Below are 13998 nucleotides of genomic sequence, written 5' to 3'. Positions count from 1 at the left end.
CCGTGGAACTGCGGCTCCTCGTGACCTTCGAGAAGGTCGCCACCGTCCTCAGCTTCACCCGCGCCGCCACCGAGCTGAAGTACGCGCAGTCCAGCGTCACCAGCCAGATCCGCGCCCTGGAGACCTCCCTCGGCACCCAGCTCTTCGACCGGCTCGGCAGCCGCATCCGCCTGACCGAGGCGGGGACACGGCTGCTGCCCTACGCCCGGCAGCTCATCGACCTCGCCGACGAGGCACGGGCCGCCGTCGTCGACGCCGAGGAGCCGTCCGGCACCATCGCGGTCGGCACGATGGAGTCGCTGACGTCCTACCGCCTGCCGCCGCTCCTCGAACTCTTCCACCACCGCTACCCGAAGGTGCGGCTGTCGCTGCGCCCCACCCTCGGCGACGAGACCCGGCAGGCGCTGCGCCGGGGCACGTACGACGTGGGCTTCCTGATGGAACCGGAGACCGAGCACCAGGGCCTGGAGACCGAGGTACTCGCCGAGGAGCCGCTGGTCCTGGTCTGCGCCCCGGCCCATCCGCTGGCCGCGCGCGGGGCGGCCGGACTCGGCACGGACGACCTGGCGTCCGCCCGGCTCGTCGGCACCGAGCCGGGCTGCCCGTACCGGGACCTCTTCGAGGCGGAGCTGCGCGAACGGACCGGCACGCCGCCCCCGTTCATGGAGTTCGGCACCATCGAGGCGACCAAGCAGGGCGTGGCGGGCGGCCTCGGGGTGGCGCTGCTGCCCGCCGTGGCGGTGGCGCGGGAGCTGGCGGACGGCACGCTCGTACGGCTGCCGTGGGAGCCGCCGTTCACGCTGTGGACGCAGCTCGCGTGGCGGTCGGGGAAGCGTCTGCCGCCGCAGGTGCGGCTGTTCGTGGAGCAGGCCGTGCGGCTCGTGCGGGAGCAGGGCCCGTCCCCCGGCCCAGCGTGACCCTGAGGCTGGCGAGGACGATCAGCGGGACGCCGAGGGCCTGGACGAGCCCGATGTGGTGGCCGTAGACCGCCCAGTCGGCGCCCATCGCGACCGCCGGGTAGGTGAAGGCGAGCACGGCGATCTTGGCGGTGGGCAGCTTGGCGTACGCGGCGTACATCAGGACGTACATCAGACCGGTGTGGATCACGCCGAGGCCCGCGAGCCAGGCCCACCCGGCGCCCGTGCCGCTCATCGCGCCGAAGTCGGCGAAGGGCAGCAACAGCGGGATGCCGACGACGACTTGGACCAGGGCGATCAGGTGCGGCCGTACGCCGGTGACGTGCTTGGTGACGAGGGTCGACAGGGCGTAGAGGACGGCGGCGAGGAGCGCGAGCCCGATGCCGGCGAGCGATCCCGCGTCGCCCGGGCGCACCCCGGACACCAGCACGAGGCCCGCGAACGCGGCGACCAGCCAGCCCAGTTGGGCCCGGGACAGCCGCTCGCGCAGGACGACGGCGCTGAGCAGCACCAGGAAGAACGGCTGTGTGTGGTAGACGACGGTGGCCAGCGAGATCGAGGTGGCCTCGTACGCCTTGAAGAGGAACACCCAGTTGAAGACGATGAACACGCCGCCGAGCGCGGCGAGTCCGAGCTTCTTGAGGGTGAGCCCGTGGTCGCGGAAGTAGCCGCGGGCGAACGCGTACGCGCCGAGGGCGAGGGCGCCGAACAGGACACGGAAGAAGACGACATTGAAGGCGGACGCGCCGGACTCGACGACGAAGATCCCGAGGGTGCCGGAGAGCACCATGGCGGCGGTGAGCTGGAGCGTGCCGGTGCGCTCCGAAGACTTGGTGGTGTTCATGCCGTCGAAGCTACGAGCGGGCGTGCGCGCTGGTCCACGCGCCAGTGGGGCGTCCTCCCGATGGCTCCATCGGCGCTGTCGATGAGGCCTGACCGGGGGCCCGGAGGGGCACGATGGGAGGCATGAGCAGCGCATCCCGCATTCCGACGGTCGACCTGCGGCCGTGGCTTTCCGGTGACCCCGAAGCCCGCGCGCGGACGGCCCGCACCGTCGACGAGGCCCTGCGGACCGCCGGATTTCTCCTCGTCACCGGGCACGGCGTCGACCCGGCGCTGCGCGCGGCGATCAGGTCGTCGGCCCGCGGCTTCTTCCACCTGCCCGCCGAGGCGAAGCAGCCGTACGCGGTGCGGGTCGGCGGCCGCGGCTGGCTCGGCCCCGGGGCCGAGGCGAACAGCTACGCGGAGGGCACGCCCGCTCCCCCGGATCTGAAGGAGTCACTGTCGTTCGCGGCGGACGAGCCGACGGGCGACCCGGCCGTGGACGCCGAGTGGTTCGCACCCAACACCTGGCCGGACGAGACCCCCGAGCTGCGAGCGCTCGTGCGGACCTATCTGCGGGAGATGCGGTCGCTCTCCGACCGCCTCCTCGAACTGCTCGGCGTGGCGCTCGGCGGGGACGAGGACTTCTTCACGCGCCACACCGGCCACCCCACCTGGGGCTTCAACATCAACTGGTATCCGGGGCGGGAGCGCGTCGGCGAGCCCGAGCCGGGCCAGTTCCGCATCGGCCCGCACACGGACTTCGGCACGGTCACGGTCCTCGACCGGGAGGCGGGCCGGGGCGGCCTCCAGGTCTTCACGGACGAGGGCGGCTGGGAGGACGCCCCCTTCGACCCGACGGCGTTCACCGTCAACATCGGCGACCTGATGGCCCGCTGGACCGGCGGCCGCTGGCAGTCCGGCCGCCACCGCGTCCTGCCCCCGCCCGCCGACCGGCCCGCCGAGGAGCTGATGTCACTCGTGTACTTCTACGAGTGCGACCCGGGCACGGACGTGAAGGGCACGGACTCCCACGTATATCTGCGGAGTCAGCTGGACGCGATCGCGGTGGAGTAGCCGGCCGGGTCAGACCCCGGCGTACGAGTGCTTGCCGGTGACGAAGATGTTCACTCCGTAGTAGTTGAACAGCCAGCAGCCGAAGGCGATCAGGGCCAGGTAGGCGGCCTTGCGGCCCTTCCAGCCCGCGGTGGCGCGTGCGTGGAGGTAGCAGGCGTAGGCGACCCAGGTGATGAAGGACCAGACTTCCTTCGGGTCCCAGCCCCAGTAGCGGCCCCAGGCGTCGCCCGCCCAGATCGCGCCCGCGATGATCGTGAACGTCCACAGCGGGAAGATCGCGGCGTTCAGGCGGTACGAGAACTTGTCGAGCGAGGCCGCCGACGGCAGCCGCTCAAGGACGGACGTGGCGAACTTGCCGGGCTGCCCGCCGCTCGCGAGCTTCGACTCGTAGCTGTCCCGGAAGAGGTAGAGCAGGGTGCCGACGCCGCCGACGTAGAAGACCGCGCCGCAGAAGATCGCCGTGGAGACGTGGATCCACAGCCAGTACGAGTGCAGGGCGGGGACCAGCTGGTCGCTGTCGGTGTACAGGACGGTGACGGCGAGGCCGAGGTCGAGCAGGACCGTCGTGACCAGCGGGAGGCCGAGCCAGGCGATGTTCTTCTTCAGCGCGAGCAGCACCAGGTACACGGCGACGGCGACGGTGGAGAAGGTGATGCTGAACTCGTACATGTTGCCCCACGGCGCGCGCTGCACCGACAGGGCGCGGGTGAGGACGCCGCCGAACTCCAGGAGGAAGGCGAGCACGGTGAGGGAGACGGCGATGCGGCCGTAGAGGTCGCCCTTCTCGTCTCCCGCGGAGGCGCCGGGTCCGTCGGGCACGTCACGGGTGCCGGCCACGGACCGGGTGACGACCTTCGGCCGCTCCAGGGTGGCGGTGCCGCCCTTCGCCTGGGCGGTGACCGCGGGCGCCGCGGCCGCGGCGGTCTTGCTCGGGGTGAGCGCCGCGGCGGTGCGGGCGACCTTGCTGCGGCTGCCGAAGAGCCACTCCGCCATGTGCGCGAAGAAGGCCAGGAGGTAGACAGCCATCGCGGAGTAGATCAGCACATTGCTGATGTGTGCGAGGTTTTCGTTGGGCTCGGCGGCCAGGGTGGCGGCGAGATTCACTTCTCAGCCCCTTCGGCAGGTACGACATCGGGGTCGGAGTCGGAAGAGGCTTCCGGCTGCGGGTCGGACTCGGGTGCGGTCGGCGCCTGGTCGTGCAGGTGCGCGGCGAGCTGGGAGAGCTCCTCGGGGACCTTCGCGGACTCGCTGCGGCCGAGGCCCGCCATCTCCACGACGGTGACGCCGTCGGCGCCCCGGACCGCCCGCACCCACACGCGGCGGCGCTGGATGAACAGCGAACCCGCGAGACCGGCGACGGCGGCGATGGCGCCGCCCAGCGCCCAGCCGGTGCCGGGCTGCTGCGAGATCTGGAAGGTCGCCCACTCCTTGAGGTTCTTCTCGAAGGTGATCGAGCCGGCGCCGTCGGGGAGCTTCATGGTCTCGCCGGGGCGCAGCCGCTGCTTGAACAGCTGCCCGTCGGCGTCCTTGAACTTCTTCATCTTGCGGGTGTCCAGCTGGTACACGTTCTGCGGGACACCGGCGTCGACGCCCAGGCTGCCGTGGTAGGCGGACAGCGCGAGCACCGGGTATTCGGCGGCGGGGAACTGCGAGAACATCTGGCCCTTGCCGACGCCCGCGAAGGTCGGCACGAAGAAGGCGTTGAACCCGAGCTGGTCCGGCTTGCCGTTCTTGTCGCGGTAGTTGTCCATGACCTTGATGGCGCCGGTCGCGGTGCCGTTCTGGTCGATGGGCAGCACCGGCACCGACGCCTTGTAGACGACCTTGCCCTTGCCGTCGCGGACGGTGACCGCGGGGGCGAAGCCGTGGCCGATGAGGTAGACCTTCGAGCCGTCGATCTCCAACGGCTTGTTGACCTCGATGGACTTCTTCTTCTCGGGGCCGTCGGCGCCCTCGCTGTAGGTGACGTCCGCCCGGTAGGTGCGGGCCGTGCCGCGGTTGGGGCCCGACTTCTCGTACGTACCGACGAACTTGTCGAGCTTGAAGCTGAACGGCTCCAGGTTCGAGGAGTCGAAGAGGCTGCCGGACTTGAAGTCGTCGTACTGGCTGAGGGTGTTGGCGAAGCCGTCGCCCTCCATGATCAGCTTGCCGCCCTCGGACTTGAAGAGCTGTCCGGCGGCGAACGCGATCAGCATCACGATCAGCGCGATGTGGAACATGAGGTTGCCGGCCTCGCGCAGATAGCCCTTCTCCGCGGCGACCGAGGCGCCCGCGCCGGAGCCCGCGGTGTGCACGCGGAAGCGGCGCTGCCTGAGCATGGTGAGTGCGGCCTCGTGCACCTGCTCGGGCTCGGCCTCGGTGCGCCACGTCGTGTAGGCGGGCAGCCGCGTCAGCTTCTTGGGCGCGCCCGGCGGGCGGCCGCGGAGCTGGCCGACGAACTGCCAGCTGCGGGGCACGATGCAGCCGATGAGGGAGACGAACAGCAGGATGTAGATCGCGGAGAACCACACCGAGCTGTAGACGTCGAAGAGCTGCAGCTTGTCGTAGATCGGGGCGAGCGTGGTGTGCCGGTCCGCGAAGTCCTGGACCTTGAGCTCGTCGACGTTGTTCTGCGGGATCAGCGAACCCGGGATCGCGCCGAGGGAGAGCAGCAGGAGCAGGATCAGCGCGACCCGCATCGAGGTCAGCTGCCGCCAGAACCAGCGCAGCCAGCCGATGACGCCGAGCCTCGGCAGGTTGGGCGCCGCGTCCTCGCGGTCCCGGTCCCGCGGGGCGGTGGACATGCTCGCGCCGGCGGCACCGAACTCACCCGGCTCGTCGGGGGTTCCGGTCCTGCCTTCGGGAGCTTCGGTCTTGCTCATCGATCAGATCCCCACCGAGTAGCTGCTGGTCCAGACCTGCATGTCCTGCACGATGCTGTCCCACACACCGGTGACGAGGAGCAGGCCCGTCGCGATCATCATGATGCCGCCGACGCGCATCACCCAGGCGTAGTGCCGCTTCACCCAGCCGAACGCGCCGAGCGCCTTGCGGAACGCGACGGCCGCGAGGATGAACGGAATGCCGAGCCCCAGGGAGTACGCGACACCGAGGATCGCACCACGCTGCGGGTCGGCGCCGTCGATGGAGAGGGCCATGACCGACGCGAGGGTCGGCCCGATGCACGGCGTCCAGCCGACGGCGAAGAGGGCGCCCACGATGGGCGCGCCCGCCAGCCCGACGGCGGGCCGCTTGTGGAAGCGGAACTCGCGCTGCGTGAGCCAGGGCATGAGCCCCATGAAGAAGAGTCCGAGCACGATCATCACCACGCCGAGCGTCGTGTTGATGGTGCTCTGGTGCTCCTTGAGCGTGCGGCCGAACGCACCGAAGGAGACGGTCGCGGAGACGAAGACGACGGTGAACCCGGCCACGAAGAGACCGGCCCCGGCGGCCATCCGGCCGCGCCGCGCCTCGCCGAGGTCCTGGCCGCCGACCCCGGTGACGTACGACAGATAGCCGGGCACCAGCGGCAGGACGCACGGCGAGAAGAAGGAGATGAGCCCGCCGAGCAGGGCGACCGGGATCGCGAGGAGCAGGGCCCCGCTCATCACGGTCTGGTTCGTACCGGTGACGGCCGCGAGCGTCGACATCACTTCTCCGCGAGCACGGGGTCGATCATCTTCCGCAGCTTCTCCTCGCTCAGCGGCTGCTGCGCGCGGGCCGCGATCTTCCCGTCCCGGTCGACGACGAGCGTGGAGGGGATGGCGTTCGGGTTGAGCGAACCCTGGGGGAAGCGCAGCATCAGCTTCCCCATCGGGTCGTACAGGCTCGGGTAGGGAACCTTGTGCTGCTTCTCGAACGAGAGCGCGGGGCTGCGCTCGGGGTCACGCGTGTTGATCCCGACGAACTCGACGCCCTTGGACTTGGTCTCCTTGGCGAGCTTCACGAAGTTCGGCGCCTCGGCCCGGCACGGGGCGCACCAGGAGCCCCAGACGTTTATGACGACCACCTTGCCCTTGTAGGCCTCGGTGATGTCCAGCTTCTTGCCGTCGAGGGTCTCCCCGTCGAGCGACGGGTTCGGCTTGCGGTCGCCCTTCTTGACGGTGGCGATGCCGTCGGACCCGGCGACGAAGTTGGTGTTTCCGGAACCGCCCGACACGCCGCCGGAGCTGCAAGCGGTCAGCGCCAGCGCCGCGACCGCGGCGCCTGCGGTGAGCAGGGCGGCACGGCTGCGACGGTGACTGCTGCTATCGACGCGGTGTGGGGCACGGCAGGCAACACTCATGTGAAAAGTTTCGCATGTCCATTTCGGGGATCTTCCGCACCCCCTCCGCCGAACGAATCGCCCACTTCAGGCGCCCGCCGGACCCCTCTCCGGCGTCTAGCGGAGGCCCTTCCAGCCCCCGGCGGGCCGCTGTCCGACCTCCAGGCCCTGGAGCTTGGCGAGCACCTTCGGGTCCTGCACGTCGAGCCAGTCCACGAACTGGCGGAACGAGACGAGCCGCACGTCCTTCTTGCCCGCGATGTGCTTCAGCGCCTCCTCCACGGCATCCATGTAGATGCCGCCGTTCCACTCCTCGAAGTGGTTGCCGATGAAGAACGGCGCGCGGTTGGACTCGTAGGCCCGCTTGAAGCCGGCTATGTAGGCCTCGGTGGCCTGCTTGCGCCAGCCCGGGTAGTTGTACGCGGGCGCCTTCGTCGAGTTCTGCGACTGGTTGGCGAGGATGTTGTAGTCCATCGAAAGGACCTCGAAGGAGTGCCCGGGGAAGGGCACGGCCTGCAGCGGCAGATCCCAGACGCCCAGCTTCTTCTGCGGCCACTTCTGGCGGCCGCCCGGCGAGGACGCGTCATAGCGCCAGCCGAGCTTCTTCGCCGTCGGCAGCAGGTTGTCCTGACCGAGCAGACAGGGCGTGCGGCCGCCGACGAGTTCCTTGTCGTAGTCGAAGGGCAGCGACGGCAGATCGGTCCAGCCGGTGTTCGTACGCCACTTCTTCACAAAGGACTTGGCCTGGTCTATCTCGTCCTGCCATTGCGCGGACGTCCAGTTGGCGACGGAACCCGTGCCCGTGCAGAAGTGCCCATTGAAGTGCGTGCCGATTTCATGGCCCTCCAGCCAGGCCTGCCGCACGTACTTCAGGGTGTCCTTGATGTGACCGTCGGTGAGATAACCGATGTCGGACGCGCCGACCGCGTTGTTCGGCGGCCGGTACATGCGCTTCTTCGATTCCGGCAGCAGATAAAGCCCGGAGAGGAAGAACGTCATGTGCGCGTCGTGCTCCTCGGCGAGCTTCAGAAAGCGCGGGAACAGACCGTTCCCCACTTCGCCCGCACCGTCCCAGGAGAAGATCACGAACTGCGGGGGCGTCTCGCCCGGCTCCAGCGGAACGGGCTTGCCCGGCTGACGGGGCTGCTTGCCGGTGTAGGCGGTCGACCCGTCACCGATCGGCTTGGCCGGGTGCTTCTCTGCACCGGAGCCGTCCCCGGCCTTTCCCGCGGACTTCGACGAATCGTCGCCGCCGCCGGAGCCGCACGCCGCGAGCCCGAAAGCGGCGGCCGTACCCGCTCCCAGTCCGAGCATTCCCCTGCGGCTGATGTCGCGCATTCCATCCCCATTCGTCGCGCCCTTGGTCGGGACGACCCGTTAGAGGGCGCGACGAACACCGGGGTTCCGGCAAGACGCAGTTAATTTACGACGTTTTGCCGGAGATGGACCTACAGTTGCCGCGCGATCACGCGACGTCGATATTTACGGGGAAAACAGCCCGGGAACTCGAAGCCGTCAGGCTCCGAATGCCTTGCTCTTGCCCTTCACCGGCTTCGCGCCCGCGAGGAGATGCGTGGGCACGAGATCCCGGGCCGGTTCGCTGTAACCCACCGAAACGATCCTGTCGCCGCGGTACGTGAACGTCGTCAGCGACGCGAGCGTGCACTGCCGCTTGCGCGGGTCGTGCCACAGCCGCCGCTTCTCCACGAAGCTGCGCACGATCCAGATCGGCAGCTGGTGGCTGACGCACACCGCCTCGTGCCCGCGGGCCGCGTCCTTCGCCGCGTCCAGGGCGCCCATCATCCGCACGACCTGCTCGACGTACGGCTCGCCCCAGGACGGCTTGAAGGGGTTGACGAGGTGCTTCCAGTTCTCCGGGTTCTTCAGCGCGCCGTCGCCCACCCCGAACGTCTTGCCCTCGAAGACGTTGGCCGCCTCGATGAGCCGGGCGTCGGTGGCCAGGTCCAGGCCGTGCGCCTTGGCGATCGGCGTCGCCGTCTCCTGGGCGCGGTCCAGCGGCGACGCGACGACATGCGTCACGTCACGGTGGGAGAGGTGCTCGGCGACGCGGTCGGCCATCTGCCGGCCGAGCTCGGACAGGTGGTAGTCGGGCAGCCGCCCGTACAGGATCCCGTCCGGGTTGTGCACCTCGCCGTGGCGCATCACGTGGACGACGGTCAGCTCGTCGCCCGCCGGGGTGCCGCTCATGCCGTGGCCTCCGTCGCTTCCGCGGCCGCGCGCGCGGCACCCGGCAGGGCGGCGGCGATCCGCTCGACCGCCCGCTCGTCGTGGGCGGTCGACACGAACCACGACTCGAAGGCCGACGGCGGCAGATACACGCCCTGCGACAGCATCGAGTGGAAGAACGCGGTGAAGCGGAAGGACTCCTGCGCCTTCGCGTCCTCGTAGTTCCGCACCTCGCGGTCGGTGAAGAACACGGAGAACATGTTCGACGCGTTCTGCAGCCGGTGCGCGACACCCTCCTTGGCGAGCGCCTCGGTCACCAGACCGCGCAGCTGCTCGGAGACGGCATTGACCTTGTCGTACGCCGCGTCGTCGAGGAGCCGCAGCTGCGCGAGGCCCGCGGCCGTCGCGACCGGGTTACCGGACAGCGTGCCCGCCTGGTAGACGGGACCGGCCGGGGCGAGGTGCGCCATGACGTCCGCGCGGCCGCCGAAGGCCGCGGCCGGGAAGCCGCCGCCCATGACCTTGCCGAAGGTCATCAGGTCGGGCTTCACCCCGTCCACGCCGAACCAGCCCGCCTTCGACGTACGGAAGCCGGTCATCACCTCGTCCGAGATGTACAGCGCGCCGTTCTTGGCGCAGGCGGCCTTGAGGCCCTCGTTGAAGCCCGGGCGCGGCGGCACCACGCCCATGTTGCCGGGCGACGCCTCGGTGATGACGCACGCGATCTCACCGGGGTGCTTGTGGAACGCCTCCTGCACCGCTTCGAGGTCGTTGTACGGCACGACGATGGTGTCGCCCGCCTGGGCGCCGGTGACGCCGGGCGTGTCGGGGAGGCCGAGGGTGGCCACGCCCGAACCCGCGGAGGCGAGCAGCGCGTCGACATGTCCGTGGTAGCACCCGGCGAACTTGATGACCTTGGCGCGGCCGGTGAAGCCGCGGGCGAGCCGGATGGCGGACATGGTCGCCTCGGTGCCGCTGGAGACGAGGCGGACCTGCTCGACGGGCTCGATGCGGGCCACGATCTCCTCGGCGAGCGCGACCTCGCCCTCGCCGGGCGTGCCGAAGGAGGTGCCGTGCGAGACGGCCTCCTGCACGGCGGCGATCACCTCGGGGTGGGAGTGCCCGAGGATCATCGGACCCCACGAACACACGAGGTCGACGTACTCGCGGCCGTCGGCGTCAGTCAGGTACGGACCGGTACCGGACACCATGAAACGGGGCGTACCACCCACAGCGCGGAACGCGCGCACGGGAGAGTTCACACCGCCGGGCGTCACGGCCGCCGCACGGTCGAAAAGAGTCTGCGAAACTGGGGCGCTATACGGGAAGCTCACACGAGCCATGGTGTCAGAGCGTCCGGACATCCTGCGGACAGGTGTTTCACTCCACGTTTTAGCGGGTGACCGTGGGGGAGGTCACTGACACGATGATCGGGTTGCGTGGCGGGGGCCGCGAGGCCTAGAAAAGACAGGGCCGTGCCGCCCTGGAAAAGCAGTCGGGTGGAGATATGCATCGCGGTGGCGGACTGGGCGAGGGGACCGACGGCCTGGGCCCCCGGCGTGCCCGGCGGGGCAAGCACCGTCGCGAGGCGGAAGCGGAACCGGCGCAGGCGTCCGAGCGGACGCCCGGCGCTTCCGGCGAGTCCAGGCGGGACCGGGTGACCAGCAGGAGTGGCGGGGTGGGGGTGACGTACAAGTACTTCGGAGCCCCGGACGGCGCCACCGCCGCCCGCGTGCCGATCTCGATGCGGCCCGAGGAGCTCGGCGGCGACGAGCTCGGCATGGGCGGCATGTTCACGAAGATCAAGCCGGAGACGATGGCCGCGATGGTCCTGACCGGCATCGAGGGCATACCCCTGCACAAGGTCCCCCCGCTCGAACTGGTCGTCCTCCACCCCGACTACGCCGTGGTGAAGCTCCCCATGACCGTCGTCGACCCGCTGCGCGGCGTCGGCGAGGAGTCGGTGGGCGCCGCGGCGTTCATCTGGTCCACCGTCCCGGACCGCGGCGGCCCGCGCGACGCCTTCAACGTGTACCAACTCCTCCACGAGTGGCAGGACTTCAGCCACCGCCTGCACGACGCGGGCCACCAGGCGTACTGCCTGGTGTGGCCCTGACGCCCCCTCAGCCCACCTTGAGGGCGGCGAGTTGCTGCTCGAAGGGGACGACCTCGAAGCCGCCCGCCGGGTCCACCGACGTGATCGCACCGGTCAGCGAGCGGGGCGCGATCGCCGCGGCGGTGTCGGTGTCGGGTGCCGTGCCCTCCGCCGGTGCCGTGCCCTTTGCCGATGCCGTGCCCTTTGCCGGTGCGGCCTCACCCTCGGGCGCCATGAACCGCGCAAGCTCCGCGCCCGCACGGGTGATCCGCGCCGCGAGGCCCTCCTCGCCCCAGTCCTCCGACGCCGCGTACACGGCGGTCGGCAGGACCAGCGCCCGCAGATAGCTGAACAGCGGGCGCAGGGCGTGCTCGGTGACCAGCGAGTGCCGCGCGGTGCCGCCGGTCGCGCCGATCAGCACCGGCTTCCCGGTCAGCGCGTCCTTGTCGAGCACGTCGAAGAACGACTTGAACAGCCCGCTGTACGAGCCCGAGAACACCGGCGTGACGGCGATCAGCCCGTGCGCGCCGGCCACCGCGTCGAGCGCGGCGGCCAGCCGGGCGGGCGGGAACCCGGTGACGAGGTGCTGGGCGATCTCCGTGGCCAGGTCCCGCAGCTCGACGACTTCGACCTCGACGTCGACGCCGGTGCCGGCGTGGCGTGTCGTGGCGGCCGTGAGCCGGTCGGCGAGCAGCCGCGTGGAGGACGGCTGGCTCAGCCCTGCGGAGACGACGACGAGCTTCATGCGCTGACCTCCTGCTGGCCGTGCTGGTCCTTCTGGTCCTTGTGGTCCTTCTCGCTCTTGCGGGCGGCGTGAGTGGGGGCGTCCGGGACGCCGGCCGCGCGGTTCTTCGCGAACTCCTCGCGCAGCACGGGCACGACCTCCTCGCCGAGGATGTCGAGCTGCTCCAGGACGGTCTTCAGCGGCAGTCCGGCGTGGTCCATCAGGAACAGCTGCCGCTGGTAGTCGCCCACGGTGTCGCGGAAGGACAGCGTCCGCTCGATCACCTGCTGCGGGGAGCCCACGGTGAGCGGAGTCTGCTCGGTGAACTCCTCCAGGGAGGGCCCGTGGCCGTAGACCGGCGCGTTGTCGAAGTAGGGCCGGAACTCGCGGACCGCGTCCTGCGAGTTCTTGCGCATGAACACCTGCCCGCCCAGCCCGACGATCGCCTGCTCCGGCGTGCCGTGCCCGTAGTGCGCGTACCGCGACCGGTACAGCTCGACCATCTTCGCGGTGTGTTCGGCGGGCCAGAAGATGTTGTTGTGGAAGAAGCCGTCGCCGTAGTAGGCGGCCTGCTCGGCGATCTCCGGGGACCTGATCGAGCCGTGCCAGACGAAGGGCGCGACACCGTCGAGGGGCCGGGGCGTCGCGGTGAACGACTGCAGCGGCGTACGGAACTTGCCCTCCCAGGTGACCACGTCCTCGTCCCAGAGCCGGCGCAGGAGCGCGTAGTTCTCGATGGCGAGGTTGATGCCCTGGCGGATGTCCTTGCCGAACCACGGATAGACGGGCCCGGTGTTGCCGCGCCCCATCATCACGTCCACCCGGCCGTCCGCGAGGTGCTGGAGCATCGCGAAGTCCTCGGCGATCTTCACCGGGTCGTTGGTGGTGATGAGGGTGGTGGAGGTGGAGAGGACGAGCCGCTCGGTGCGGGCGGCGATGTAGCCGAGCATCGTGGTCGGGGACGACGGCACGAAGGGCGGGTTGTGGTGCTCGCCGGTCGCGAAGACGTCGAGGCCGACCTCCTCGGCCTTGAGGGCGATGGCGACCATGGCCTTGATCCGCTCGGCCTCGGTCGGCGTGCGGCCGGTGGTCGGGTCGGTGGTCACGTCGCCGACGCTGAAGATCCCGAACTGCATGGCTTGCTCACTCTCCGCGGGTCCGCGTTTTGTTTACGGTTCAACTATACCCACAGAACGGGGGTTCGCGACCGGGTATTCCCGGGCGGGGGCGCCGGGCGAGGGCGCCGGTCGGGGCGCATGTCTCGGGGCGTTGTCAGACCCCACACCTACGGTGAGGCAATGGACCGATCCCGATCCCGATCACAGGCAGCGATGGCAGCGACGGCAGCGACGGCAGCGACACCGAACCGGCCACCGGCGCTCCACCTCGAACCCTGGTCCGACGAGGGCGGCCTCGCGCTGCTCCTGCGGCTCAACGCTCCGGAGATGACGGAGCACCTGGGCGGCCCCGAGACCCACGAGAAGGTGAAGGACCGCCACTGCCGCTATCTCCGGCTCAACGATCCCGCCGGCCCCTCCGATCCCGCCGATCTCGACAATCTCGACAACAAGGGCCGGATGTTCCGCATCACGGTGGACGGGCGGACGGCAGGCTCGATCGGCTTCTGGGAGACGACCTGGCAGGGCGAGCCGGTCTGGGAGACCGGTTGGGGCGTCCTGCCCGAGTTCCAGGGCATGGGCGTCGCCGCGGCCGCGGCGCGCCTGGTGGCCGAGGAGGCGAGGGCGGCGGGTCGCCACACCCACCTGCACGCGTTCCCGGCGACGGGCCACGGCGCGTCGAACGCGGTGTGCCGCAAGGCGGGCTTCACGCTGCGCGGCGAGGCGACGATCGAGTACCCCAAGGGCAACTGGCACGCGTGCAATGACTGGCGGCTCGCCCTGAGCGGAGGCTGAACGCCCCGGTCCGAAGGGGT

General features: G+C 70.1%; 13 protein-coding genes and 1 pseudogene. 4 read left to right on the top strand and 10 right to left on the bottom strand.

Translation table 11 applies throughout. The features are described from left to right. Positions 1 to 2: 2 nt before the first annotated feature. Positions 3 to 893: pseudogene (locus AB0H82_RS25635) on the top strand (LysR family transcriptional regulator); the annotation flags it as partial. On the opposite strand, the gene AB0H82_RS25630 reads toward AB0H82_RS25635, so the two are convergent. Beyond that, complete coding sequence (locus AB0H82_RS25630; RefSeq protein WP_362996542.1) at positions 796 to 1761, bottom strand: DMT family transporter; 966 nt, start codon at positions 1759 to 1761, stop codon at positions 796 to 798. The pseudogene AB0H82_RS25635 and the gene AB0H82_RS25630 overlap by 98 nt on opposite strands. A gap of 122 nt (positions 1762 to 1883) precedes the next feature. On the opposite strand from AB0H82_RS25630, the gene AB0H82_RS25625 reads away from it, so the two are divergent. Next, a complete protein-coding gene (locus AB0H82_RS25625; RefSeq protein WP_362996540.1) occupies positions 1884 to 2816 on the top strand; it encodes a 2-oxoglutarate and iron-dependent oxygenase domain-containing protein in 933 nt (310 codons plus the stop codon). Between the two features lie 9 nt (positions 2817 to 2825). Here the strand turns inward: AB0H82_RS25625 and ccsB are convergent, their stop codons facing one another. The 7 genes from ccsB to hemL form a co-directional block, all read right to left on the bottom strand. Beyond that, positions 2826 to 3920 carry a c-type cytochrome biogenesis protein CcsB gene (gene ccsB / locus AB0H82_RS25620; protein WP_362996538.1) on the bottom strand — a complete coding sequence of 365 codons (1095 nt, stop codon included), beginning with the start codon at positions 3918 to 3920 and terminating at the stop codon, positions 2826 to 2828. Beyond that, positions 3917 to 5677, bottom strand: a complete 1761-nt coding sequence (locus tag AB0H82_RS25615) for a cytochrome c biogenesis protein ResB (protein ID WP_362996536.1) — start codon at positions 5675 to 5677, stop codon at positions 3917 to 3919. The genes ccsB and AB0H82_RS25615 overlap by 4 nt, the downstream gene beginning before the upstream one ends. Positions 5678 to 5680: 3 nt before the next feature. After that, a complete protein-coding gene (locus tag AB0H82_RS25610; RefSeq protein ID WP_362996534.1) occupies positions 5681 to 6445 on the bottom strand; it encodes a cytochrome c biogenesis protein CcdA in 765 nt (254 codons plus the stop codon). Further along, complete coding sequence (locus AB0H82_RS25605) at positions 6445 to 7080, bottom strand: TlpA disulfide reductase family protein (protein ID WP_362996532.1); 636 nt, start codon at positions 7078 to 7080, stop codon at positions 6445 to 6447. The genes AB0H82_RS25610 and AB0H82_RS25605 overlap by 1 nt, the downstream gene beginning before the upstream one ends. Before the next feature lie 96 nt (positions 7081 to 7176). Continuing rightward, a complete protein-coding gene (locus AB0H82_RS25600; protein WP_362996530.1) occupies positions 7177 to 8397 on the bottom strand; it encodes a hypothetical protein in 1221 nt (406 codons plus the stop codon). A gap of 177 nt (positions 8398 to 8574) precedes the next feature. Further along, positions 8575 to 9267 (bottom strand): histidine phosphatase family protein, encoded by a 693-nt coding sequence (locus AB0H82_RS25595; RefSeq protein WP_362996528.1) that lies wholly within the window; start codon positions 9265 to 9267, stop codon positions 8575 to 8577. Next, positions 9264 to 10589, bottom strand: a complete 1326-nt coding sequence (hemL, locus tag AB0H82_RS25590) for a glutamate-1-semialdehyde 2,1-aminomutase (protein WP_362996526.1) — start codon at positions 10587 to 10589, stop codon at positions 9264 to 9266. The genes AB0H82_RS25595 and hemL overlap by 4 nt, the downstream gene beginning before the upstream one ends. A gap of 335 nt (positions 10590 to 10924) precedes the next feature. Between hemL and AB0H82_RS25585 the strand changes: the two genes are divergently transcribed. Then, positions 10925 to 11362, top strand: coding sequence for a hypothetical protein (locus AB0H82_RS25585; protein WP_030565229.1), 438 nt, complete (start codon positions 10925 to 10927; stop codon positions 11360 to 11362). Between the two features lie 7 nt (positions 11363 to 11369). Here AB0H82_RS25585 and AB0H82_RS25580 read toward each other — a convergent pair whose 3' ends face one another. Together AB0H82_RS25580 and AB0H82_RS25575 are read right to left on the bottom strand one after the other, a co-directional pair. Continuing rightward, positions 11370 to 12086: a CE1759 family FMN reductase gene (locus tag AB0H82_RS25580; protein WP_362996524.1), complete on the bottom strand. Its 717-nt coding sequence runs from the start codon at positions 12084 to 12086 to the stop codon at positions 11370 to 11372. Further along, positions 12083 to 13201, bottom strand: coding sequence for an LLM class flavin-dependent oxidoreductase (locus AB0H82_RS25575; protein ID WP_362996522.1), 1119 nt, complete (start codon positions 13199 to 13201; stop codon positions 12083 to 12085). Before AB0H82_RS25575 ends, AB0H82_RS25580 begins: the two co-directional genes overlap by 4 nt. 195 nt (positions 13202 to 13396) lie before the next feature. Here AB0H82_RS25575 and AB0H82_RS25570 point away from each other — a divergent pair, with 195 nt between their 5' ends. Next, positions 13397 to 13978 carry a GNAT family N-acetyltransferase gene (locus AB0H82_RS25570; protein WP_362996520.1) on the top strand — a complete coding sequence of 194 codons (582 nt, stop codon included), beginning with the start codon at positions 13397 to 13399 and terminating at the stop codon, positions 13976 to 13978. The last annotated feature ends 20 nt before the right edge of the window (positions 13979 to 13998 follow it).

The sequence above is a fragment of the Streptomyces sp. NPDC050732 genome (genome assembly GCF_040654255.1).
Classification (GTDB): domain Bacteria; phylum Actinomycetota; class Actinomycetes; order Streptomycetales; family Streptomycetaceae; genus Streptomyces.
Note: the sequence above shows the minus strand (reverse complement) of the source record. Positions and strands in the feature narration are given on the sequence as shown.